16 protein-coding genes and 1 riboswitch are annotated in these 22757 nt (G+C 72.0%); of the genes, 10 read left to right on the top strand and 6 right to left on the bottom strand.

Annotated elements, in window-relative coordinates; genetic code table 11:
- Positions 1 to 13: 13 nt before the first annotated feature.
- Positions 14 to 1066 (bottom strand): C40 family peptidase, encoded by a 1053-nt coding sequence (locus ACY34M_RS08715; RefSeq protein ID WP_462716178.1) that lies wholly within the window; start codon positions 1064 to 1066, stop codon positions 14 to 16.
- A gap of 304 nt (positions 1067 to 1370) precedes the next feature.
- On the opposite strand from ACY34M_RS08715, the gene ACY34M_RS08720 reads away from it, so the two are divergent.
- A complete protein-coding gene (locus tag ACY34M_RS08720) occupies positions 1371 to 1724 on the top strand; it encodes a hypothetical protein (protein WP_462716177.1) in 354 nt (117 codons plus the stop codon).
- Positions 1725 to 1794: 70 nt separating this feature from the next.
- Here the strand turns inward: ACY34M_RS08720 and ACY34M_RS08725 are convergent, their stop codons facing one another.
- The gene (locus tag ACY34M_RS08725) at positions 1795 to 2982 is read right to left on the bottom strand and encodes a C40 family peptidase (RefSeq protein ID WP_462716176.1); all 1188 of its coding nucleotides are present in this window, start codon (positions 2980 to 2982) and stop codon (positions 1795 to 1797) included.
- An 8-nt stretch (positions 2983 to 2990) separates the two neighbouring features.
- Positions 2991 to 3142, bottom strand: a riboswitch (cyclic di-AMP (ydaO/yuaA leader).
- Positions 3143 to 3328: 186 nt separating this feature from the next.
- Between ACY34M_RS08725 and pcrA the strand changes: the two genes are divergently transcribed.
- Entirely contained in the window at positions 3329 to 5815 is a 2487-nt protein-coding gene (gene pcrA / locus ACY34M_RS08730; RefSeq protein WP_462716175.1) for a DNA helicase PcrA, read from the top strand.
- 72 nt (positions 5816 to 5887) lie between these two features.
- Here pcrA and ACY34M_RS08735 read toward each other — a convergent pair whose 3' ends face one another.
- Entirely contained in the window at positions 5888 to 7555 is a 1668-nt protein-coding gene (locus tag ACY34M_RS08735) for a M23 family metallopeptidase (protein ID WP_462716174.1), read from the bottom strand.
- Between the two features lie 252 nt (positions 7556 to 7807).
- The gene (locus tag ACY34M_RS08740; protein WP_462716173.1) at positions 7808 to 8773 is read right to left on the bottom strand and encodes a lipase family alpha/beta hydrolase; all 966 of its coding nucleotides are present in this window, start codon (positions 8771 to 8773) and stop codon (positions 7808 to 7810) included.
- A 313-nt stretch (positions 8774 to 9086) separates the two neighbouring features.
- On the opposite strand from ACY34M_RS08740, the gene ACY34M_RS08745 reads away from it, so the two are divergent.
- Positions 9087 to 9509, top strand: coding sequence for a cobalamin B12-binding domain-containing protein (locus ACY34M_RS08745; protein WP_326014367.1), 423 nt, complete (start codon positions 9087 to 9089; stop codon positions 9507 to 9509).
- Between the two features lie 137 nt (positions 9510 to 9646).
- Here ACY34M_RS08745 and ACY34M_RS08750 read toward each other — a convergent pair whose 3' ends face one another.
- Positions 9647 to 11212, bottom strand: coding sequence for a DUF5691 domain-containing protein (locus tag ACY34M_RS08750; protein ID WP_462716172.1), 1566 nt, complete (start codon positions 11210 to 11212; stop codon positions 9647 to 9649).
- A gap of 85 nt (positions 11213 to 11297) precedes the next feature.
- Positions 11298 to 12692 carry an SWIM zinc finger family protein gene (locus ACY34M_RS08755; RefSeq protein WP_462716171.1) on the bottom strand — a complete coding sequence of 465 codons (1395 nt, stop codon included), beginning with the start codon at positions 12690 to 12692 and terminating at the stop codon, positions 11298 to 11300.
- Positions 12693 to 12870: 178 nt separating this feature from the next.
- On the opposite strand from ACY34M_RS08755, the gene ACY34M_RS08760 reads away from it, so the two are divergent.
- The 7 genes from ACY34M_RS08760 (at position 12871) to sucD (ending at position 22744) form a co-directional block, all read left to right on the top strand.
- Positions 12871 to 13980, top strand: a complete 1110-nt coding sequence (locus ACY34M_RS08760) for an ATP-binding protein (protein WP_462716170.1) — start codon at positions 12871 to 12873, stop codon at positions 13978 to 13980.
- The gene (locus ACY34M_RS08765) at positions 13977 to 16400 is read left to right on the top strand and encodes a DUF5682 family protein (RefSeq protein ID WP_462716169.1); all 2424 of its coding nucleotides are present in this window, start codon (positions 13977 to 13979) and stop codon (positions 16398 to 16400) included. Before ACY34M_RS08760 ends, ACY34M_RS08765 begins: the two co-directional genes overlap by 4 nt.
- A complete protein-coding gene (locus tag ACY34M_RS08770) occupies positions 16397 to 17641 on the top strand; it encodes a vWA domain-containing protein (RefSeq protein WP_462716168.1) in 1245 nt (414 codons plus the stop codon). The genes ACY34M_RS08765 and ACY34M_RS08770 overlap by 4 nt, the downstream gene beginning before the upstream one ends.
- A gap of 74 nt (positions 17642 to 17715) precedes the next feature.
- Entirely contained in the window at positions 17716 to 18894 is a 1179-nt protein-coding gene (locus ACY34M_RS08775; RefSeq protein WP_462716167.1) for a DNA polymerase III subunit gamma/tau domain-containing protein, read from the top strand.
- A 106-nt stretch (positions 18895 to 19000) separates the two neighbouring features.
- On the top strand, positions 19001 to 20242 hold the full coding sequence (locus ACY34M_RS08780) for a hypothetical protein (RefSeq protein WP_462716166.1): 1242 nt from the start codon (positions 19001 to 19003) through the stop codon (positions 20240 to 20242).
- 420 nt (positions 20243 to 20662) lie between these two features.
- Positions 20663 to 21841 carry an ADP-forming succinate--CoA ligase subunit beta gene (gene sucC / locus ACY34M_RS08785; RefSeq protein ID WP_462716165.1) on the top strand — a complete coding sequence of 393 codons (1179 nt, stop codon included), beginning with the start codon at positions 20663 to 20665 and terminating at the stop codon, positions 21839 to 21841.
- Between the two features lie 21 nt (positions 21842 to 21862).
- A complete protein-coding gene (sucD, locus tag ACY34M_RS08790; protein ID WP_462716164.1) occupies positions 21863 to 22744 on the top strand; it encodes a succinate--CoA ligase subunit alpha in 882 nt (293 codons plus the stop codon).
- Positions 22745 to 22757: the final 13 nt, after the last annotated feature.

Consider the following 22757-nt stretch of genomic DNA (forward strand, 5'->3'; position numbering starts at 1 on the left):
GACCGGGTACCGCTCACGCCACCCGCGTGGCGCCCGCGAACGGCATCTCGTCGATCGGCGCCACCCGCACCGGCGCGCTCGGGTTCGGGGCGTGGATCATCTTGCCGCCCCCGATGTAGAGGCCCACGTGGCTGATCGAGGAGTAGAAGAAGACCAGGTCACCGGGTTGCAGCTGGGACTTCGGGATCCGCTGCCCCGCGTCGATCTGGCTGTACGTCGTGCGGGGGATCGAGACACCGGCCGCCTTGTACGCGGCCTGCGTGAGGCCCGAGCAGTCGAAGGCGGAGGGCCCGGTGGCGCCCCATACGTAGGGGCTGCCCAGTGCGCCGTAGGCGAAGGAGATGGCGGCCTTGGCGCGGCCGTTGGGCGCCTGGGCGAGGTCGCCGCGCGGGGCCGAGCGGGAGGCGTGGCCGTCGCTCGCCGTGTCGAGGCTGCGCTCGTCGGGGGTGAGGCGGTCGAGGAGGCGGCGGGCCTCCGCGAGTTTTCGTTTCACCTCCTTCTTGTTGCGCTCCAGCTCCGCCTTCTTGGCGCGGAATTCGGCGAGCGTGTCCTTGGCGTCGGCGCGCAGCTGGTCGATCTCGCGGAGCTCGCCCCGTACGCGGGTGACCGCGGCGGCCTGCCGGGAGCCGATCCGCTCGGTGAGCGCCGCCTTGTCGAGGTACGCGTCGGGCGTGGAGGAGAGGAGCAGCTGGACCGACGGGTCCACGCCTCCCGTGCGGTACTGGGACGCGGCCACCGAACCCAGCTTCTCGCGCTCGGAGTTGAGGGCGTCGGTGCGCCGGGACGCCTCGTCCTGGAGGGCGTCCACCTTCTTCTGCGCCCCGTCCGCCTTCTCCTTCGCCCCGTTGTACTTCTGGGTGGCGACCTCCGCCTCCCGGTACAGCTTGTCGACCTGCGCCCTCACCCGGGCGGGGCTCGCCTCGGGATCCGCGTGCGCCGTCCCGCCGGCGAGGGCGGTGGCGGAGGCCGCGGAGGCGAGCGCGAGGGTGGCCGCGGTGCGGGCTGTGCCGCCGCTGAACGAACGCGGTCGGGGCTTGCGGTGCGCTGCCGGCACGTGGTCCTCCATCGTCGCGGCCGTCCGGGTCGTACGGCCCCTGGCGTGCGTCCGGCGGCGGCCCGCACAGGGGAAGCGGGACGCCGCCGGACCTTTCTCGGCGGTGGTGTCCGACTGCCGTCCCTGGCCGGGACGGCGGTGGGGAGCCGGTCACCTGAGCAAGGACGCTAAACCTCGGCGTAACGGGTTGGTGACGGAATGTTCGTAACTGGCCTGTTTGTTACGGGGGGCGATGGAGAGTGACTGAAAGAGGGGCAACAAGGGCGCAAAGGGGTGCCCGTCGTGGTTCGGGGGCGTCCCGTTAGGCTCCGGAATCATGGACGTACTCATCCACCTCTTCGTCGGCCTGCACATCATCGGCATCGCCTCGCTGCTCGGCGGCTTCCTCACGCAGATGTCGGCGATGAAGGACGGCACGGCCCGCTTCAACAAGGCGATGCTGCACGGTGCCCTGACCATGCTGGTGACCGGCGTCGCCCTGGTGGGGCTCAACCAGGCGGACGGCTCCACCGTGAACAACATCAAGATCGGTGTGAAGCTCGCGCTCCTGATCGTGATCCTCGGGATCGTCTACGTGAAGCGGGACGAGGAGAAGGCGGAGAAGGGTCTCTTCATCACGGTCGGCGCGCTGACCGTGGTCAACATCTTCATCGCGGTGCTCTGGACCTGAGCGACCGCGACCGTACGCACGCAAGAGGGCCCGGCAGGAGCGACCTGCCGGGCCCTTTCGTGTACGTACGTCAGGCCGGCCGCACCACGCTGTGGATCGACGACGTGCCGTCGTAGTAGATCGACTCCTCGCGCACGACCGCGCCCGGCTTCGGCGCGTGAACCATCATGCCGTCGCCGAGGTAGAGGCCCACGTGGCTGATGTCGTCGTAGAAGAACACCAGGTCACCGGGTTGGATGTCGGAGAGCGGCACCGTCTTGCCGATCTCGACCTGGTCCCAGGTCGTCCGGGGCAGCGAGATCCCCGCGGACTTCCACGCCGCCTGCGTCAGGCCCGAGCAGTCGTACGAGTCCGGGCCCGTGGCGCCCCACACGTACGGCTTGCCCTCCTGCGCCTTGGCGAAGGCGAGGGCCTGCGCGGCCTTCGCCGCGTACGAGGCGTCCGAGGAACCGGAGGAGGAGCCGGACGACGAACCGGAGGAGGAACCGGACGCCTGCTCCTGCTGGCGCGCCTTCTCGGCCGCCCGCTCCTTCGCCGCCTCCGCCGCCTTCTGCTTGGCGGCCAGCTCGGCGGCCTTCTTGCGGGCCGCCTCCTCCTTCGCCTTCTGGATCGCGGCGAGCCGCGCCTTCTCCTCGGCGGTCAGCTTGGACAGCAGCTTGCGCGCGTCGGAGAGCTTCGTCTGCACGGTCTCCTTCGTCGACCTCAGCTCGGTCTGCGACGCGGTGAGGTCCTTGAGGCTCGACTGCGCCTCGTTGCGCTTCTCCGCCGTCTCGCGCGCCTGCGCCTGATAGTCGTCGACCGACTTCTTCTGCTCGTCGGTCAGCCGGCTCATCAGCTGGCGCTGCGAGAAGTAGTCCTCCGGATTGTCCGCGAGGAACATCGTCGCGGTGTCGCTGACCGCGCCCGAGCGGTACTGCTCGGCGGCGTACCTGCCGAGCTTCTGGCGGGCCGTGTTCATGTCCTCGGTGCGCTGCGCGACATCGTCGAGGAGCTTGTCGACCTGCTGCTTCTTGGAGTCCGTCTGTTCCTTGGCCCCGTTGTACTTCTGGGTGGCGACCTCGGCCTGGCGGTACAGGGTGTCGACCTTCTTCTGGACCTCTTCGAGGCTCGGCTTCGCCGGCTGCGCGGGCGCGGCCTGAGCCGACTGCGAGAGCAGCGCCACGGAGGTGAGGGCGGCGGTGGTGATCCCGACCGCGGGGGTCGTACGAAGGCCGCCGGTCATCCGGGACCGACTGCGGGACTTGCGGTGCGACGCCAAGGCAGGCGACTCCTTCCGTCGTCCGCCTACCGAGTTAGCTGTCGGGTTCGGGCGTGGTGCGCGGAAGGCTGCCCTACGGTCGGCTGACCGATTCACCCCAAGGTCGGTTGGGTCCCCGGTTCCCTGCCTCGCGGCGTACGGGACTCGGCGGGGGCTTCCCGTTCGCCGCGACATTCGCGGGCGGGGGGACGGGCTGCCCGGCTGCACCGTAGCCAACTCGTGTGGCTGCTGTGAAGGTTGATGTTCGAAATGCCCGATACATTTTCGTGATCTGCCCTCTGGCGGGAACTTGGAGTTCCGAAGGCAGCCACGGGTTGTCAGTGGGGCGGCCTAGACTCGTAGAGCGATGAGCAGCCTCTTTGACGACAGCTTCCTGACCGGCCTCCAGAAGAACGGTGCGGAGGAGCCCCCGCCGCCGCCCCCGGACCCCGAGTACGACGACGGGGCCCCGGAGCCGATGCCGGACGACTTGTTCGGCGGGCAGCTCGGCGCGCCCGTGGGCCGGGACGCGCACTACCGGGACGGCGCCCCGCGCCCGGTCCTCAACGCGGCCTCCCTCCTCGAGGGGCTGAACGAGAACCAGCAGGCGGCCGTCGTGCACGGCGGCACCCCGCTGCTCATCGTCGCGGGCGCCGGATCCGGCAAGACCCGCGTCCTCACGCACCGCATCGCGTACCTGCTCGCCGAGCGCGGTGTGCACCCCGGCCAGATCCTCGCGATCACGTTCACGAACAAGGCCGCGGGCGAGATGAAGGAGCGCGTCGAGGACCTCGTGGGCCCGCGGGCGGGCGCGATGTGGGTGTCCACGTTCCACAGCGCCTGCGTCCGGATACTGCGCCGCGAGTCGAAGAAGCTCGGCTTCACGTCCTCCTTCTCGATCTACGACGCCGCCGACAGCAAGCGCCTGATGGCCCTCGTCTGCCGCGACCTCGACCTGGACCCGAAGAAGTTCCCGCCGAAGTCCTTCACCGCCAAGATCAGCAACCTCAAGAACGAGCTGATCGACGAGGAGGACTTCGCGGCGACCGCGGCCGACGGCTTCGAGAAGACCCTCGCCCAGGCCTACGCGATGTACCAGGCGCGCCTGCGCGAGGCGAACGCGCTGGACTTCGACGACCTGATCATGATGACGGTGAACATGCTGCGGGCGTTCCCGGACATCGCCGAGCACTACCGCCGCCGCTTCCGCCACGTCCTCGTCGACGAGTACCAGGACACGAACCACGCGCAGTACGCGCTCGTGCGCGAGCTGGTCGGCCCCACCGAGGGCGAGGGCGCCGACCCGGCCGAGCTGTGCGTCGTGGGTGACGCGGACCAGTCGATCTACGCGTTCCGCGGCGCCACGATCCGCAACATCCTCGACTTCGAGGACGACTACTCCAACGCGAAGACGATCCTGCTGGAGCAGAACTACCGCTCCACGCAGACGATCCTGAGCGCGGCCAACGCGGTCATCGAGCGCAACGAGTCGCGCCGCCCCAAGAACCTGTGGACCAACGAGGGCCCCGGCGCCCAGATCACCGGCTACGTCGCGGACACCGAGCACGACGAGGCCCAGTTCATCGCCGACGAGATCGACCGGCTCACCGACGCGGGCGACGCGCTGGCGGGCGACGTCGCGGTCTTCTACCGGACCAACGCGCAGTCCCGTGTCTTCGAAGAGATCTTCATCCGCACCGGACTGCCCTACAAGGTCGTCGGCGGCGTCCGCTTCTACGAGCGCAAGGAGGTCAGGGACGTCCTGGCCTACCTGCGCGTGCTCTCCAACCCCGAGGACTCGGTGCCGCTGCGCCGCATCCTCAATGTCCCCAAGCGCGGCATCGGCGACCGCGCCGAGGCGATGATCGACGCCCTCTCCCAGCGAGAGAAGATCTCCTTCCCGCAGGCGCTGCGCCGCGTCGACGAGGCGTACGGGATGGCGGCCCGCTCGGCGAACGCCGTGAAGCGGTTCAACACGCTGATGGAGGACCTGCACACGATCGTGGAGTCCGGCGCGGGCCCGGCCACGGTCCTGGAGGCCGTCCTGGAGCGCACCGGATACCTCGCCGAACTGCAGGCCTCCACCGACCCGCAGGACGAGACCCGCATCGAGAACCTTCAGGAACTCGCCGCGGTGGCCCTGGAGTTCGAGCAGGAGTCCGCTTCGGGAGAGGGGGGCGACTCCGAGACGGGCGGCGGAGGCCTCTCCGACTTCCTGGAGCGCGTCGCCCTCGTTGCCGACTCCGACCAGATCCCGGACGACGAGGAGAACAGCGACGGGGTCATCACCCTGATGACCCTGCACACGGCCAAGGGCCTGGAGTTCCCGGTCGTCTTCCTGACCGGCCTGGAGGACGGCGTCTTCCCGCACATGCGCTCCCTCGGCCAGACCAAGGAGCTGGAGGAGGAGCGGCGCCTCGCGTACGTGGGCATCACCCGCGCCCGCCAGCGCCTCTACCTGACGCGCGCCTCCATGCGCAGCGCCTGGGGCCAGCCCTCGTACAACCCGCCCTCCCGCTTCCTTGAGGAGATCCCGGCCACCCACCTGGACTGGAAGCGCACCGGTCCTTCGACGCCGGCGGCCTCGACCAAGAGCATCGGTGGCGGCATCGCGGCGTCCCTGTCGTCCTCGCGCTCCCGCACGGGCTCGACGCCGGCCTTCGCCACGCGCCGCGCGGGCGACAAGCCGGTGGTGGCCCTCGGCGTCGGCGACCGCGTCACGCACGACCAGTTCGGTCTCGGCACGGTCGTGGGCGTGTCGGGCTCGGGCGACAAGGCGGAGGCCACGATCGACTTCGGCGACCCGAAGCCGAAGCGTCTGCTGCTGCGGTACGCGCCGGTCGAGAAGCTGTAGCCGTTCTGCGGAGGCTGTGGCCGCTCCACGGTTCCACGGGTTCCACGGGGGTGGAGCGGCTCAGCCGGGGTCTCAGTTGGGATTGAGGCCGTGGCTGCGCAGCCAGGGCAGCGGGTCGATCGCCGCGCCGCCGCCCGGCCGCACCTCGAAGTGCAGGTGCGGGCCGGTCGAGTTGCCGGAGTTGCCGGACCGCGCGATCACGTCACCGGCCTTCACCGGACCGCTCATCACGGTGTGCGAGGACAGGTGGCAGTACCAGGTCTCCGTGCCGTCCTTGGCGGTGACTATGGCCATGTTCCCGTACGCGCTGTTCCACTGCGTCTTCACGGTGCCGTCCGTCGCGGCCATCACCGGGGTCCCGTACGAGACGGGGAAGTCGATGCCGGAGTGCTGGGACATCCAGTTGACGCCGGCCTGCCCGAAGAAGGCGCTCAGCCCGTGCTGCTTCACCGGCAGTACGAACTTGGGCCGCATCGCCTCCTTGCGCGCGGCCTCCTCGGCGGCCTGCTTCCGCGCCGCCTCCTGCTTCGCCTTGAGGTCGATCCGCTCCTGCGTGCGGCTCGCCCGGTCGGCGAAGTCGCCCGCGTCGGCGGACAGGTCCTTCAGCTGCGTGTCCAGCTTGTTGTTGGCGACGGACGGCTTCACGGCCTGCGCGTCCGGAGCGGCCGCGGCCTGCGTCTCCTTGTCGTCGTCCCCGCCGCTTGCACCGACGCTCGCCGCGGCGATCCCGGCGACGCCGACCGCACAGACCGACGGCACGACGACGGTGACGAGCGCGGACCGCTTGGCGGGCCTGCGGCGGGCGGCGCGACCGCGGGAGCCGTTCTTCGTGGCCCGGCGGCTCGTGGGCTGCGGGGTCCCGGCGGCGGATACGGCCCCGGGAGCCGGCTCGGGCTCGGATTCGGGGGCGGCGTCGAGGTCGAGGACGGGGCCGTGCGCGTGGTCCGCCGCGGGGGGCTCGGCCTCGGGAGCGGGCTCGTGCTCCACGGCGTCGACGGCGTCGGCGGCGTTCCACTGCGTGGCGTCGTACGCGCCCGTGTCGTAGGCGGTCGTACCGAAGACCGGGGCCTGGATCGTGTGGGTGAAGCCCTGTGTGTCGTGCGTGTCGTGGGCGCTGAAGGTCTGTGTGTCGAAGCCCTGCGCCTCGAAGTGCTGCGCCTCGAAACCCTGGAACTCCAGGCTCTGCGTCTCGAAGGACTGGGTCTCGAACGCCCCGGTCTCAAATGCCCCGGTCTCGAAGGACTGTGTCTCGAAGGTCTGGGTCTCGAACGCCGGCGTCTCGAAGGTCTGCGTCGCGAAGGACGGGGCCTCGAAGCTCTGCGTGTCGGGGTGCTGGGCCGTGAACGTCTGCGCCTCGTACGCCGAGGTGTCCCACTGGCCCGTGGCATGCTGCTCGGCCATCGTCCGGGGCTGCTGCGCCGGGATGTCGGCGACCTGCTCGTACCCGCCGGTCGCCCAGGCGCCGGTCGTGTCGTAGGAACCCGTACCGAAGGAACCGACGCCGTAGGTACCGGTGTCATACGTACCGGTGTCGTAGGAGCCGGTGTCGTAGTACGCGGACGCGTAGGGGGCGGTGTACTGCTGCTGGGGGTCCGTGGGCCACTGACCGGTCGCGTGGGAACCCGGTTCGTAGGGGGCGTCCGCCATGTCACCGAAGAGCGGATCGGTTGCGAAGCTGGTCGCTGAGTAACCGTCGTACGCCGCGTACGGCGTGGTCCCCGACGGGGTGCGGTCGTTCACCAACTTCTCTTTCGCCTCGACAACAGGGGCTGCCAGAGCAGTGCGGTGACTGTACCCGCCGGTACGAGGGCACGACAATCTTCGTCAGGTTTCCTGCCCCGGAGAAACGGGCAATCAGCCGCCTTTGGGTGGACTGTGGACCGTTCCTTGGCCCTGAGTTCGAGACTCGTTCGACGAAAACGGTGGCCTGCCGGGGTTTGGCCGGGGGCATGGGCACGGATCGTGGGTGCGGATCGCGGGATCCGACCGCCGTCAGGCCACGGTCAGGCCGCCGCCGGTCTGGTCGGTGGCGTGCGTTCCCTCCGTGTGCTCGGCGTCGAGGGCCTGACGGATGCCGGTCGCGATGGCCGGGTGCACCGGCAGCGCGAGGTGGCCGATGCCCGTGACCCGCACGTTCTGCACGAACAGGTCCGCGTGGTCCACGCAGGCCGTCTCGAGCGGCAGCATCAGCTGGTCGAGATCGCTCCAGAAGCTCACGAAGCGCGTACGACAGCCCGTCGCCGGCCGCTTCAGCTCCTCGACGACGGACGACCCGGGCCGCATCTGCCGGACGATCGGGTGGGCGTCGGCGAGCGGCGCCACGCGCGTGCCGCCGTGCGGGGTGCCGAGCGTGACGAGCGTGCGCACCCGCCGGTCCCCGCCGAGACGCTGCACGTAGTAGCGGGCTATCAGGCCGCCGAGGCTGTGCCCCACGACGTCGATCCGGTCCTGGCCCGTCCGCTCGCACAGCTCCTCCACGTGCCGGCCGAGCAGGGCGGCCGCGGCCCGGATGTCGCAGGTGAGGGGGGAGTAGTTGAGCGATTCGACGTGCTGCCTGCCGTGCTGTGCGAGGGAGCGGCGCAGCAGGACGAAGACGGAGCGGTTGTCGATGAACCCGTGCAGGAGCAGGACCGGGGGCTTGGCGGGAGCGGGCAGCCGCGGCGCGTCGACGGCTCCTTCGCCAGTTCTCCCCGCTTCCTCGGCCCAGTCCCCTTCTTCCACTCCCTCTGTCGCGGTGTCGAAGTCGTGCGGGGGTGGTGGGGGTGAGGGGTGGTGGTGGGGCAGTGCCAGGGGGTGCCTTCGCTCGGGGAGGATGCCCGAGGGGTAGAGCAGCAGATGGCCCGCGAGGATCGCCAGCTCAAGTGCGGTCGCCTTCAGCAGTGCGATGGAGAGTCCGGCCAGGCTCGCGGGGAGCAATTGGCAGAAAGGGCGAAAGGGCAGGGTCCTCGTGACCTTCATCGGTCAACCTCCCGTCGGCACACGGGAGGATGCCTCCGTCCCCCGTGTGCGCTCATGAGAGCCGACCGAAGCGGTCGGTGACGCGGCGACCCCGAAGCGGCTCCCTCGCGCCTGTCCCGGATGTGGCGGTCAGTCCCCGCCTGTGGCAGTCGCGGCGCGCAGCGAATATGTCCCACGTGTGATTTCCCCCTCGGTCCGCACCGTGAAACGGCGGCTTGCGGGATGCTGTCGATAACGTTCGTTCACTTCGGGCATCAGTCTTTTGAACAGTCGCTTCAACTTTTGCTTGAGCAGTCGTTTCAGGGAGGCAGTGATGGGTGTGGCAGCCGGGCCGATCCGCGTGGTCGTCGCGAAGCCGGGACTCGACGGCCACGATCGTGGGGCCAAAGTGATCGCGCGGGCGCTGCGCGACGCGGGTATGGAGGTCATCTACACCGGCCTGCACCAGACGCCCGAGCAGGTCGTGGACACCGCCATCCAGGAGGATGCCGACGCGATCGGCCTGTCCATCCTCTCCGGCGCGCACAACACGCTCTTCGCGCGTGTCATCGAGCTCCTCGCGGAGCGCGACGCCGCGGACATCAAGGTCTTCGGCGGCGGCATCATCCCCGAGGGGGACATCGCGCCGCTGAAGGAGAAGGGGGTGGCGGAGATCTTCACCCCGGGCGCCACGACGGCCTCCATCGTCGACTGGGTCCGGGCCAACGTCCGCCAGCCCGCTGCCTCCGGCGGCTGACCGGTTCCGTCCGTACGCCCGCACCGGGGCCGGGCCCGCGGGGCTCCGCCCCGGCCCCCGCGCCTCAATCGCCGCGGGGCTTGATTCATCTCGCCCCGGGCGGCAAGGCGGCCCCGGTGCCGCGGGCCTGCGCCCGGTCACGGCGGGGCCAACTCGTCGCGCATGGCCCGGCGCAGCCGAAGCGTGCCGGCGAGGCGCTGAAACGCCTCCGCCCAGTACCCCCCGGCGCCGGGCGCAGAGCCCTCCGGCTCCTCCACCGCCGCCGTGAGGCCGTCGAGCCGCGCCACCTCGTCAGGATCCAGGCACCGCTCGGCAAGACCCATCACCCCGCTGAAACTCCACGGGTAACTCCCCGCATCCCGCGCGATGTTCAACGCATCGACCACGGCCCGCCCGAGCGGTCGCGCCCACGGCGTCCCGCACACCCCGAGCAGCTGGAACGCCTCGGACAACCCGTGCGCCGCGATGAACTCCGCCACCCAGTCCGCCCGCTCCACCCCCGGCAGCGCCGCGAGCAGCTTCGACCGCTCGGCGAGCGACACCGCTCCGGGCCCCGCCGCGTCCGGCGCCGTCGGCGCCCCGAGCAGCGCCCGTGACCAGTCGATGTTCCGCTGCCGCACCGCGGCCCGGCACCACGCGGCGTGCAGCTCCCCGCGCCAGTCGTCGGCGACCGCCAGCGCCACGATCTCCTCCGGGCTCCGCCCGCCGAACCTCTCCGGCCACCGGTCGAGCGGCGCGGCCTCCACCAACTGGCCGAGCCACCACGCCCGTTCGCCCCGCCCCGCGGGCGGCTTGGCCACGATCCCGTCCCGCTCCATCGCCGCGTCGCACTCGTGCGGCGCCTCCACGACGATCGCCCCCTCGGCGCGGTCGAGCGCCACGCAGGTCAGTGCCCGGTCCGCCATCCGCCCGGCGAGTGCCGAGTGGGGGAGCGCGGAGAGCAGCTCGGCCGCCGTCGCCCGCACGTTCTTGCTGCGGTCGGTCAGCGCCTGTTCAAGGAACGGCTCGTCCGCGTCGCTCAGCCGCGTGCGCAGCGAGTCGAGGAACATCAGGCGGTCCTCGGCGCGCTCTGTGGCCCACGTCCCGGCCAGCAGCGCCCGGGCCGCGTCCGGGTCATGGGCGCGTACGGAGGCGAGCAGCGCCACCCGCTCCGCGAACAGGCCCTCCTCCCAGCGCAGATGAATCTGCTCGCTCTCCTGCGGCGCCGGCAGCACCGCGCCCGCGCCCGGCGTGGCGCGCAGTGCGAACTTCCAGTCCGGGTTCAACCGGGCCAGCCACTGCGCGCGCGGCCCCGCGAACCTGAGGGACTGCGGGCGCAGATCGGTGCGGCCGCGCGCCGCGTCGAGCAGTGCGGGCAGCAGCTCGGGCGGGGCCGCGTACCCGTGCGCGTTGGCCGTGGCCAGCCACTGCGGGAGCAGTTCGAGGAGGTCGGGGGCGGTGCCGCGGCGCGAACCGCCGCTGCCCGAGCGGTCGGTGAGCAGCATCGCGAGCCGGTGCCGCGCCGCGACCGGCAGCGGCGGGCGGGCGTCCTCCTCGGCGCGCTCCGGCGGCACGGCGGCCGCGGCCGGACGCAGCCCGGCCCGGCGCCGCACGGTCTGCACGGCGGCCTCGTCGAGCAGGGCGAGCGGGGCGCGGTCCGAACGGCGCTCCGTCCCGAGCAGCGCGGCGCTGACCAGGTCGTCCCAGGTGGCGGTGGTCGTCATGGGTCCTCTCCGTGGTGCGCTGAGTGGTGGCGGTGGTGGTGGTCGTCTTCGAGTCGGCACGTCAGTACGTCGGCACGTCGGCGCGTCAGCTCAGCGCTATGACCTCTCCCGGGTCCTTCGCCCAGGTGGCCAGTGGTCTGAAGCCCGTCGGGCCGCATTCGCCGAACACCGTCACCGGTGCGCCTCCCGAGACGGCGACCAGGCGCCACAGTCCGGGCGCCGCCGCGGCGCGCGCGGTGAGCGGGAGCGCCGACTTGCCGTCGGCGTCCGCCAGTTGCCAGTTGCCGTCCGGGTCCCGCGTCGGTATCACCTCGGCGAGCGTCACCGGCCAGGACTCCAGCCAGGGGTCGGCCGTGAGAGCCGCTCCGTAGGCGGCGAGACAGCCGGTGACGTCGACCCCGCCGGGTCGTGTGCAGTCCGTCTCCGCCGAGGTGAACTGCTCGCCGAGCTCCGCCCGCAGGGCCCCCGCCCCCGGATACGCCGACACCGTGGCGTCGAGCGTGCGCCCGGTCGGCAGGGCGAGCGCCGGGGCGCGGCCGGCCGCCCCGTACGAGAGGAGCAGGACGGTGCGCGCGCTCTGTGCTCCGTACAGCCATATGCGGCGCGTGGTGAGGTGGCCGTCCGCCGAGTCGTACTGGGACAGGACCAGCCAGCGGTCGCGCAGCGCCGGTTCCCGCTCCGGGGCCGGCAGGCCCACGCGCGAGCGGACCGTCGCCGCCAGGCCCTCGGGCAGCGACTCGCGGCGCAGCCAGCCCTGGTCGAGGAGGTGCAGCAGCGCGCACGCCTCAAGCAGCCGCACGGGCCAGCCGGGCCCGGACGCCGGGATCGCCCCCAACTCCCGTGCACGCGCGGCAAGTCCCGGCGCCTGCGCGTCGACCATGCGCGCGGTCGTCTCCTCCCACAGTCCGTAACCCGACCGCTCCGCCTGCGCGAGGCCGCCGCGCAGCAGGTCGGTGAGGCGCTGCTCCAGCTCCGTCGCGCCCGCCGTGATCCGCTGGGCCCGACGCTCGGCTCGGCGCCGCGCCGCCTCCGGATCCGCCGGGGCGGCGCCCGATCCGGTGGCCGACGCCGAGGTCTGCCCGGACTCGGCCCGCTTCCGCCGCCCCGCCAGCCAGGGCTCGGCCCACTCCGGCGGCGACTGGCCCGCCGGTACCTGTTCCTCGCCGCCCGCCCAGACCAGCAGCAGTCCGAGCGCGTGCTTGCACGGGAACTTGCGGCTCGGACAACTGCACTTGTACGCCGGTCCGCCCGCTCCCGCCGCGCTCCCGCCGATGTCCACGATCGTCTGGTACGGCTTGCTGCCGCTCCCCTTGCACAGTCCCCACACCGCCCCCTCGTCCGAATCCTCCGCGCCCGCGGAACTCCCGGTCTGTGACCACGGCCCCGGCGCCCCGAGCTTGCTTCCCGCCTTGCGTGACGCGGCGTCAGGTGCCAGCGCGAGCACCTGATCCGCCGTCCAGCGCACCCCCTGCTGATTCATGTCTCCGACGGTAGGTCCCGGCACTGACAATCGCCCCGGCAACTGCTCTGACCTGCGCCGATGTTGGCGCCGAGGTCGATTGTCAGTGGCGTGGTGCACCGTGGAATCCAGCACGCGACGAGAGCGGAAGAGAGCTCGTCGTGATGGTTCGAGTTGCGCGAGTTGGAGGGGGACAGCCATGACCGTTTCCGTGGAGGGCCAGGCCGTGGACGAGGTGCTGCGGCCGCACGCCGAGGACGCGTTCGCGGAGGAGCTCGCGGCGCTCGCCGCGCAGGACGACCGGCCGCGGCCGGCCCGCTGGCGCCTGTCGCCGTGGGCCGTCGCGACGTATCTGCTCGGCGGCGCGCTGCCCGACGGCACGGTGATCTCGCCGAAGTACGTGGGCCCGCGGCGCATCGTCGAGGTGGCCGTGACGACGCTGGCGACGGACCGGGCGCTGCTGCTGCTCGGCGTGCCCGGCACCGCCAAGACCTGGGTGTCCGAGCACCTGGCGGCGGCCGTGAGCGGGGACTCGACGCTGCTGGTGCAGGGCACGGCCGGTACGCCGGAGGAGGCCATCCGGTACGGGTGGAACTACGCGCAGCTGCTGGCCCACGGGCCGAGCAGGGACGCGCTCGTGCCGAGCCCCGTCATGCGGGCGATGTCCGAGGGGATGACCGCGCGCGTCGAGGAGCTGACGCGGATCCCGGCCGATGTGCAGGACACACTGATCACGATCCTGTCCGAGAAGACGCTCCCGATACCGGAGTTGGGGCAGGAGGTGCAGGCCGTGCGCGGCTTCAACCTCATCGCCACGGCCAACGACAGGGACCGCGGGGTCAACGATCTGTCGAGCGCGCTGCGCCGCCGCTTCAACACCGTCGTGCTCCCGCTGCCCGCGAGCGTGGAGGACGAGGTCGACATCGTCTCGCGCCGGGTCGATCAGGTCGGCCGCGCCCTCGAACTGCCCAGCGCTCCCGACGGCATGGACGAGATCCGCCGTGTCGTCACCGTCTTCCGCGAGCTGCGCGACGGAGTGACGGCCGACGGGCGGACGAAGGTGAAGTCCCCCAGCGGCACGCTGTCGACGGCCGAGGCGATCTCGGTGGTCACGAACGGCCTGGCGCTGTCCGCCCACTTCGGCGACGGCGTGCTGCGCCCCTCCGACGTGGCCGCCGGAATCCTCGGGGCCGTGGTGCGCGATCCGGCGGCCGACCGGGTCGTCTGGCAGGAGTACCTGGAGGCCGTGGTGCGCGAGCGCGACGGCTGGAAGGACTTCTACCGGGCCTGCCGAGAGGTGAGCGCATGACGACCGCGACGGCACGGACCACGGGGCCCGCGCTGCTCGGCGTGCGGCACCACGGTCCGGGCTCCGCACGCGCCGTGCGCACCGCGCTCGACGCCGCGGAGCCGCGGGTCGTTCTGATCGAAGGCCCGCCGGAAGCCGACGCACTCGTCCCGCTCGCCGCCGAGGCCGACATGCGGCCGCCGGTCGCGCTGCTCGCGCACGTCGTGGACGAACCGGGGCGGTCGGCGTTCTGGCCGTTCGCCGAGTTCTCGCCCGAGTGGGTCGCGATGCGCTGGGCGTTGGCGCGCGGCGTGCCGGTGCGCTTCATCGACCTGCCGGCCGCGCACAGCCTGGCACTGCGGGCCGAGGACGACGGGGGCGACGGGGGCGACGGGGGCGACGACCAGGGCGTCGACGGGCAGGACCGGCCGGGGGAGGCCGAGGGGGACTCCGGGCCCGGCGGCGCCCTGCGGGTCGACCCTCTGCGCGTGCTCGCGGAGACCGCCGGGTACGACGACGCGGAGCGCTGGTGGGAGGACGTCGTCGAGCACCGGGACGGCGACCCGTTCGAAGCACTGGGCGAAGCGATGGGCGCACTGCGGGAGTCGTACGGGGACGGGGGACACAAGCGCGATCTGCAGCGCGAGGCGTACATGCGGCTCCAGGTGCGCGCGGCCCAGCGGGAGTTCGGGGACGACGTGGCCGTCGTGTGCGGGGCGTGGCACGTGCCCGCGCTGCGCCGGAAGACGACCGTCGCGGCCGACCGCGCCCTGCTCAAGGGCCTGCCGAAGGCGAAGGTCGACATGACGTGGGTGCCGTGGACGCACCGGCGCCTGGCCCGCGTCAGCGGATACGGGGCGGGGATCGACTCGCCCGGCTGGTACGGGCATCTGTTCAGCGCGCCCGACCGGCCCGTGGAGCGCTGGCTGACCAAGGTCGCCGGGCTGCTGCGCGAGGAGGACCGCATCGTGTCCTCCGCCCACGTCATCGAGGCCGTACGGCTCGCGGAGACCCTCGCCGTGATGCGCGGGCGGCCGCTCGCGGGGCTCACCGAGACCACCGACGCGGTGCGGGCCGTGCTGTGCGAGGGCTCGGACGTACCGCTGGCGCTCATTCACGACAAGCTGGTGGTCGGCGACGTACTGGGGGAGGTGCCCGAGGCGGCGCCCGCGGTGCCGCTGCAGCGCGACCTCACGCGGCAGCAGCGTTCGCTGCGGCTCAAGCCGGCCGCCGCGGAGAAGGAGTTGGACCTCGATCTGCGGGGCGACACCGACGCCGCGCGCAGCCGCCTGCTGCACCGGCTGCGGCTCCTCGGCGTCGCCTGGGGCGAGCCGGCGAGGTCGGCGCGCGGCTCCACCGGCACGTTCCGCGAGTCGTGGCGGCTGCGCTGGGAGCCCGAGCTGTCGGTGCGGGTCGCCGAGGCCGGGGTGTGGGGGACGACCGTGGCGGCCGCCGCGACCGCGAAGGCGCAGTCGAACGCGGTCTCGGCGAGGGCGCTGTCCGACATCACGGAGCTCGCCGAACTCTGCCTGCGCGCCGGGCTCTCGGACGCGCTGCCCGTGGTGATGCGGGTCCTCGCCGACCGTGCCGCGCTCGACACGGACGTCGGGCACCTCGCCGGGGCCCTGCCCGCCCTCGTCCGCGCCCTGCGCTACGGCGACGTGCGCGGCACCGACACCGGCGCCCTCGCCGACGTGGCGGCGGGTCTCGCCGAGCGGGTCTTCGTCGGCCTGCCCCCGGCGTGTGCGGGGCTCGACGCGGACGCGGCGGACGAGATGCGCGGCCATGTCGACGCGGTGCACTCGGCCGTCGCGCTCCTGGAGGACGCCGGGGTGCGCGAGCGCTGGCGGACCGTGCTGCGGGTGCTCGCGGAGCGGGACGGCGTGGCCGGAGTGATCCGGGGACGGTGCGCGCGCGTCCTGCTGGACGAGGGCGTGCTCGACGAGGAGGACGCGGCCCGGCTGATGAGCCTCGCCCTCTCGCCCGGCACGGCACCGGCCGAGGCGGCGGCGTGGATCGAGGGATTCGTCGGCGGCGGTTCGGGCGGCGGGCTGCTGCTGGTGCACGACGAGCGGCTCCTGGCCCTGGTCGACGCGTGGCTGACGGGGGTGTCGGGCGATGCGTTCACCGACGTACTGCCGCTGCTGCGGCGCACGTTCTCGGCGTACGAGCCCGGTGTGCGGCGGACCTTGGGCGAGCTGGTCCGGCGCGGGCCGGCCGGGGGAGGCCGGTCCCCGGTCACCGGTGGGCCGAGCGGTTTCGGCGAGGAACTGGACGCGGAGCGGGCGGACGCGGTCCTCCCGGTGCTGCGCCTCCTGCTCGGCGACAGCGACATCGGAGGCAGCGGCACCGGCGGCAGCGGCATCGGCGGCAGCGGCAGCGGCATCGGCGGCAGCGACATGGGCGGCAGGGACAACAGTTCTGAGGGGGCAGTGGCATGACGGACACCGGGACCGACACGGGGACCGACACCGGGAGTGACAACGGGGCCGGCACGGACGAGCGGCTGCGGCGCTGGCGTCTCGTGCTCGGAGGGGCGGACGCGGACGGCACCGGATGCGGACTCACCGGGCAGGACGCGGCGATGGACGGAGCCCTCGCCGCGCTGTACGGCTCGGGCGGCGACAAACAGCAGGGCGCGAAGCAGCAGGGCGGCAGCCGGAGCGCCGGGCTCGGGGCCTCCGCTCCGGCCGTGGCCCGCTGGCTGGGCGACATCCGGACCTACTTCCCGTCCTCCGTCGTCCAGGTCATGCAGCGGGACGCCATCGACCGGCTCGGCCTGTCCACGTTGCTGCTCGAACCGGAGATGCTGGAGGCCGTCGACGCGGACGTGCACCTCGTCGGCACGCTGCTCTCGCTCAACAAGGCGATGCCCGAGACGACGAAGGAGACGGCCCGCGCCGTCGTGCGCAAGGTCGTCGAGGACCTCGAGAAGAAGCTCGCGACGCGTACCCGGGCCACCCTCACCGGCGCCCTCGACCGCAGCGCCCGTATCAACCGCCCGCGCCACCACGACATCGACTGGAACCGCACGATCGCGGCCAACCTCAAGCACTACCTGCCCGAGTACCGCACGGTCGTGCCCGAGCGGCTCATCGGCTACGGGCGCGCGGCGCAGTCCGTGAAGAAGGAGGTCGTCCTCTGCATCGACCAGTCCGGTTCGATGGCCGCATCCGTCGTCTACGCCTCCGTCTTCGGGGCGGTGCTCGCCTCCATGCGCTCGATAACGACCCGGCTCGTCGTCTTCGACACGGCCGTCGTGGACCTGACGGATCAGCTCGACGACCCGGTCGACGTCCTGTTCGGCACCCAGCTCGGCGGCGGCACCGACATCAACCGGGCGCTCGCGTACTGCCAGTCGCAGATCACCCGCCCCGCCGAGACCGTCGTCGTCCTCATCTCCGACCTCTACGAAGGAGGCATCCGCAACGAGATGCTGAAGCGGGTCGCCGCGATGAAGGCGTCCGGTGTGCAGTTCGTGACGCTGCTCGCGCTCTCCGACGAGGGCGCGCCCGCCTACGACCGGGAGCACGCCGCGGCGCTCGCGGGCCTCGGTGCGCCGGCCTTCGCCTGCACCCCGGACCTGTTCCCCGACGTCATGGCCGCGGCCATTGAGAAGCGCCCCTTGCCGATACCGGACGCGGCATCGGAAAAGGGTGTACCCGCCGCGAACCGGATATGAGTACCCATCGGTAACAGGGGGCTTGCGCCGCCTCCCTCGCCCCATGCGAGGATTCGGCCACCGTGACTTCCCCGATGGCACTTCCCGCCCCCGCTGCGCGCCCCGTGCGCGCGACGGCCGGTCGGCGTGCGCTGCAACTGGCGCTGCTGATCGGCGGGTTGTTCGTCCTCGGGATCGTGTGCGGCGGCCGGGCGCAGGCGGACGGTCTGTCCGACGCCGGTGCGGCCGGTGCCGATTCGCTCCGCGCGGGGCACGCGGCGGTGCAGGAGCATGTCGCCGATTCCGCACGGACGTTGCGCGAGGCGGGGGCCCGTGAGGCCGGGTCCCACGAGGCGCCGGCTCCCGCGGAGGCCAAGCCCGAGCACGTGCACCCGAAGGCACCCGCGGCGGCACCCGCTGCGGCGCCCGCGTCCCCGCGGGACCACATCGCGGCACCGGAGCGGAAGGCCACGCCTCCCGCCGCCTCGCCGTCGGCCCCGACGCCGCCGCAGGCCACCGCGCCGCACGCCGTCGACCCCACGCCGGTTCGGTCCGCCGAGCCGGTGCCGGACCCCGCCGAGGCGAAGCACGCCGCGCGCACGGTCCGGCACAAGGCATCGGAAGCCGCCGAGCGCCTGCGTGAGCGCCTCGACCACGTCCGGGCCGAGCCCCGCGACGCCGGCCGGGTGCGCCTGAGCTCCGCGGTCGACGTGCTGCGCTACCTGACCGCCCCGGTCGGCGCCACCGTGCGCCAGGTGGCCGGTCCGGTCGAGGAGTTGGCGACGCGTGCCGTCACCGACCTCGTCGAGGTGGTGCCGGGGCAGCTGACGCACGGTCGTCTCGGCGACCTCATCGACATCGTGGACCCGGCCGACCCCCGGCCCGAGCCGCCCGCCGCCACCGCCCCGCACGAGGGGAACACCCCGGCGGAGCACGGCGAGCGGCCTGCCGCGGCGCAGGCCACGGACCGTCTCCACGCCGCGGCGAATGGCTTGCAGGCGTACGACGCCGCGCAGTTCGGCGACGTCGAGCAGGCGAAGGCGGGTGCGCCGGTCGAGGCGCGGCCGACGTCGCCCGACGTGCCGCAGCGTCCCAGCGGTGCGCCGTCGGTGGGCGCGAGCGCGGGCGACGGCGGTTCGACGCGCCACGGTGATCTGCACGCGGCGGCGTTCGGCGGCCGCGCGCCCGTTCTGCTCGCGTCCGGCGCCGCGGCGTCCGCGGGTACCTCGCCGGTGGTCGACCGGCTCCGCGAAGTTCCCGAATTCCCCGGCTAGGCAGCCAGTTCCCCGCTCGTGACCTGCCGCGCGGGGGCGGAACAGGTCTGCCCAGCCGTGAACTGAATTCAGTGAGTTCAGTGAATTCGAAGGAACTGACGTACCCATGAACAAGAACATCCGCCGCTCCATCGTCATAGCCGCCGGCGTCTCCGGTGCCTGGGCCCTCGGCTCCGCCGTGGCCAGCGCCGACGAGCTGCCCGCCCACTCGGTGTCCGTGCCGGACGTCGCCGGTGACACCGTGTCCGACGTGCAGAACGCGACGTCCGACGTGCAGGGCGCGACGTCGAAGGTGGCCGACACGGCCGACCGGCTCACGCACAACAAGGTGACCGACCAGGCGAAGTCCGCGACCCAGCAGACCAAGTCCGCCACCCAGCGGGCCAAGGCCAAGGTCCAGTCGACCGCCCAGCACGCCAAGGCCCAGACCTCGCAGGTCGAGGCCCCGCAGCTGCGGACCCCGGACGTCCAGGCCCCCGAGGTCCAGGCCCCGAACGTCTCCGACGTCAAGGACAAGGCCGCCGGTCACGTGGCCGACGCCCGGGGTCGCGCCCAGGAGGGCGTCGACTACCTGTTCGGCCCGCTCGACGCCTTCGCCCCGCAGCTCCAGCAGGAGCTGACGCAGGCGGCCTCTCAGGCCCCCGCCTACGTGCAGGACAACGCGCAGGGCACCGTCCAGGGCGCCGTGCAGAACGTCCGCACGAACACCGCCCCGGCCGTCGGCGAGACCGCCGACGCCGTGCTCCCGCCCGTCGCGAACACCGCCGTCCAGGGCGTGCTGCCGGTCGCCGGTCAGGCCGTCGGCGACGTGGCCACCCTGGCGGGCGGCGCGGTCGGCGACGTGACGCCGTTCGCGCAGACCGTCGTCGGCGACAACGTGGCGCCCTTCGCCACCGGTGTCACCGGCCAGGTCCAGCCGCTCGCGCAGGGTGTGGCGGGCGACAACGTGGCCCCCTTCGCGCAGAGCGTCGTCGGCAACGACGTCACCCCGTTCGCGGGCGGTGTCGTGGACGCCGTCCAGCCGCTCGTCCAGACGGTTGTCGACCACGTGCAGCCGGTCGTCGGCGGCGTCGGCACCAGCGCGCAGGGCCTGGCGCAGGGCGTGACCGGCGACGTGACGCCGTTCGCGCAGGGTGTCGTGGGCGACAACGTGGCCCCGTTCGTCCAGACCGTGGTCGGCGACGACGTGGCGCCGCTGGCCGCCGGTGTGACCCACGAGGTCGCCCCGTTCGCGCAGGACCTCACCGGCACCGTGCGTGCCGACGCCCAGCCCCTCGCGGGCAACGCCGTCACCGGTGTGCAGGGTGTCGCCGGTTCCGTCGCGCCCAGCTACCTGCCGGGCGTCTGACCGAAGCGACCGTGCCCGGACGGCCGAAAGCCAACGGTCGGATCGGGCCGCTTTCCGTACACCGGAGCGGGTGGTCCGCGTGGGGACGTGACCACCCGCTGACCTGCGGCCTCACCGAGCGCACCCCCGCTCGGTGAGGCCGCTCGCGGTTTCCCGGCCGCTCGGCAGCGACGTAAATAGCGCCACAAACAGGACGCTCTGTGATGGGTATCACCGCTCAGGTGTGATCTGCGATTTAGAAGCGGTCGCTGAGCGGCGATAACCTGCGAGACGGACATGCCGCGTACTCGGTCACCGTGTACGCCTCCCTAGTGACAGCAGCGACAGCACTGTTCACGTGTGACAGCGGAGTCACGTTGCCCCTCGCGGCACGCCCACGCAGATAACGAACCGCGAGATCACTGATAGGGACGGACGCGCGTGGACCTGTTCGAGTACCAGGCGAGGGACCTCTTCGCCAAGCACGGTGTACCGGTGCTGGCCGGTGAAGTCATCGACACGCCTGAGGCGGCCCGCGAGGCGACCGAGCGTCTTGGCGGCAAGTCCGTCGTCAAGGCGCAGGTGAAGGTCGGCGGCCGCGGCAAGGCCGGCGGCGTGAAGCTGGCTGCCACCCCCGACGAGGCCGTGCAGCACGCGACCAACATCCTCGGCATGGACATCAAGGGCCACACGGTCCACAAGGTGATGATGGCCGAGACGGCTCCGGAGATCGTGGAGGAGTACTACGTCTCCTTCCTCCTGGACCGCACCAACCGCACCTTCCTCTCCATCGCCTCCGTCGAGGGCGGCATGGAGATCGAGGAGGTGGCGGCCACCCGTCCGGAGGCCGTCGCCAAGACGCCGATCGACGCCAACGACGGTGTGACCCCCGAGGTCGCCCGCCAGATCGTCGCCGACGCCAAGTTCCCGGCCGAGGTCGCCGACCAGGTCGCGGAGATCCTCCAGACCCTGTGGAAGACCTTCGTCGAGGAGGACGCCCTCCTGGTCGAGGTCAACCCGCTGGCCAAGGTCGCCTCCGGCAAGGTCATCGCCCTCGACGGCAAGGTGTCGCTCGACGACAACGCCGACTTCCGGCACCCCGACCACGAGGCCCTTCAGGACAAGGCCGCGGCCGACCCGCTCGAGGCCGCTGCCAAGGAGAAGGACCTCAACTACGTCAAGCTCGACGGCGAGGTCGGCATCATCGGCAACGGTGCCGGTCTGGTCATGTCGACGCTGGACGTCGTCGCGTACGCCGGTGAGAAGCACGGCAACGTGAAGCCGGCCAACTTCCTCGACATCGGTGGCGGCGCCTCCGCCCAGGTGATGGCGAACGGCCTGGAGATCATCCTCGGCGACGCCGACGTCAAGTCGGTCTTCGTCAACGTCTTCGGCGGCATCACCGCCTGCGACGAGGTCGCCAACGGCATCGTCCAGGCGCTTGCCCTCCTCGAGGAGAAGGGCGAGAAGGTCGAGAAGCCCCTCGTCGTCCGCCTCGACGGCAACAACGCCGAGCTGGGTCGCAAGATCCTCTCCGACGCCAACCACCCGCTGGTGCAGCGCGTGGACACCATGGACGGCGCGGCCGACAAGGCCGCCGAGCTCGCGGCCGCGAAGTAAGGGACGAGGGAAACCACAGCCATGGCTATCTTCCTCAACAAGGACAGCAAGGTCATCGTCCAGGGCATGACCGGTGCCACGGGCATGAAGCACACCAAGCTCATGCTGGGTGACGGCACGAACATCGTCGGCGGTGTGAACCCGCGCAAGGCCGGCACGTCCGTCGACTTCGACGGCACCGAGGTCCCGGTCTTCGGCTCCGTCGCCGAGGCGATCGAGAAGACGGGCGCCAACGTGTCCGTGCTCTTCGTCCCGCCGGCCTTCTCGAAGGCCGCCGTCGTCGAGGCCATCGACGCCGAGATCCCGCTCGCGGTCGTCATCACCGAGGGCATCGCCGTCCACGACTCGGCCGCGTTCTACGCGTACGCCAAGTCCAAGGGCGACAAGACCCGCATCATCGGCCCGAACTGCCCCGGTCTCATCACCCCGGGCCAGTCGAACGCCGGCATCATCCCGGGCGACATCACGAAGCCGGGCCGCATCGGCCTGGTCTCGAAGTCCGGCACGCTGACGTACCAGATGATGTACGAGCTCCGTGACATCGGCTTCTCGTCCGCCGTCGGCATCGGTGGCGACCCGGTCATCGGCACGACGCACATCGACGCGCTCGCCGCGTTCGAGGCCGACCCCGAGACCGACCTCATCGTCATGATCGGTGAGATCGGCGGCGACGCCGAGGAGCGCGCTGCCGACTACATCAAGGCCAACGTGACGAAGCCGGTCGTCGGCTACGTCGCCGGCTTCACGGCGCCCGAGGGCAAGACCATGGGCCACGCCGGCGCCATCGTCTCCGGCTCCTCCGGCACCGCGCAGGCGAAGAAGGAGGCCCTCGAGGCCGCCGGCGTCAAGGTCGGCAAGACGCCGACCGAGACGGCGAAGCTGGCGCGCGAGATCCTCTCGTAACCAGCCGCACTCC

The sequence above is a fragment of the Streptomyces sp. EDA2-14 genome, assembly GCF_054963755.1.

Coding starts and splice junctions, on each gene's coding strand:
- ACY34M_RS08715 (WP_462716178.1), bottom strand. CDS start 1,066: ATGGAGGACCACGTGCCGGCAGCGCACCGCAAGCCCCGACCGCGTTCG.
- ACY34M_RS08770 (WP_462716168.1), top strand. CDS start 16,397: ATGACGGACACCGGGACCGACACGGGGACCGACACCGGGAGTGACAAC.
- ACY34M_RS08755 (WP_462716171.1), bottom strand. CDS start 12,692: ATGAATCAGCAGGGGGTGCGCTGGACGGCGGATCAGGTGCTCGCGCTG.
- ACY34M_RS08760 (WP_462716170.1), top strand. CDS start 12,871: ATGACCGTTTCCGTGGAGGGCCAGGCCGTGGACGAGGTGCTGCGGCCG.
- ACY34M_RS08775 (WP_462716167.1), top strand. CDS start 17,716: ATGGCACTTCCCGCCCCCGCTGCGCGCCCCGTGCGCGCGACGGCCGGT.
- ACY34M_RS08740 (WP_462716173.1), bottom strand. CDS start 8,773: ATGAAGGTCACGAGGACCCTGCCCTTTCGCCCTTTCTGCCAATTGCTC.
- pcrA (WP_462716175.1), top strand. CDS start 3,329: ATGAGCAGCCTCTTTGACGACAGCTTCCTGACCGGCCTCCAGAAGAAC.
- ACY34M_RS08745 (WP_326014367.1), top strand. CDS start 9,087: ATGGGTGTGGCAGCCGGGCCGATCCGCGTGGTCGTCGCGAAGCCGGGA.
- sucD (WP_462716164.1), top strand. CDS start 21,863: ATGGCTATCTTCCTCAACAAGGACAGCAAGGTCATCGTCCAGGGCATG.
- ACY34M_RS08765 (WP_462716169.1), top strand. CDS start 13,977: ATGACGACCGCGACGGCACGGACCACGGGGCCCGCGCTGCTCGGCGTG.
- ACY34M_RS08750 (WP_462716172.1), bottom strand. CDS start 11,212: ATGACGACCACCGCCACCTGGGACGACCTGGTCAGCGCCGCGCTGCTC.
- ACY34M_RS08720 (WP_462716177.1), top strand. CDS start 1,371: ATGGACGTACTCATCCACCTCTTCGTCGGCCTGCACATCATCGGCATC.
- ACY34M_RS08780 (WP_462716166.1), top strand. CDS start 19,001: ATGAACAAGAACATCCGCCGCTCCATCGTCATAGCCGCCGGCGTCTCC.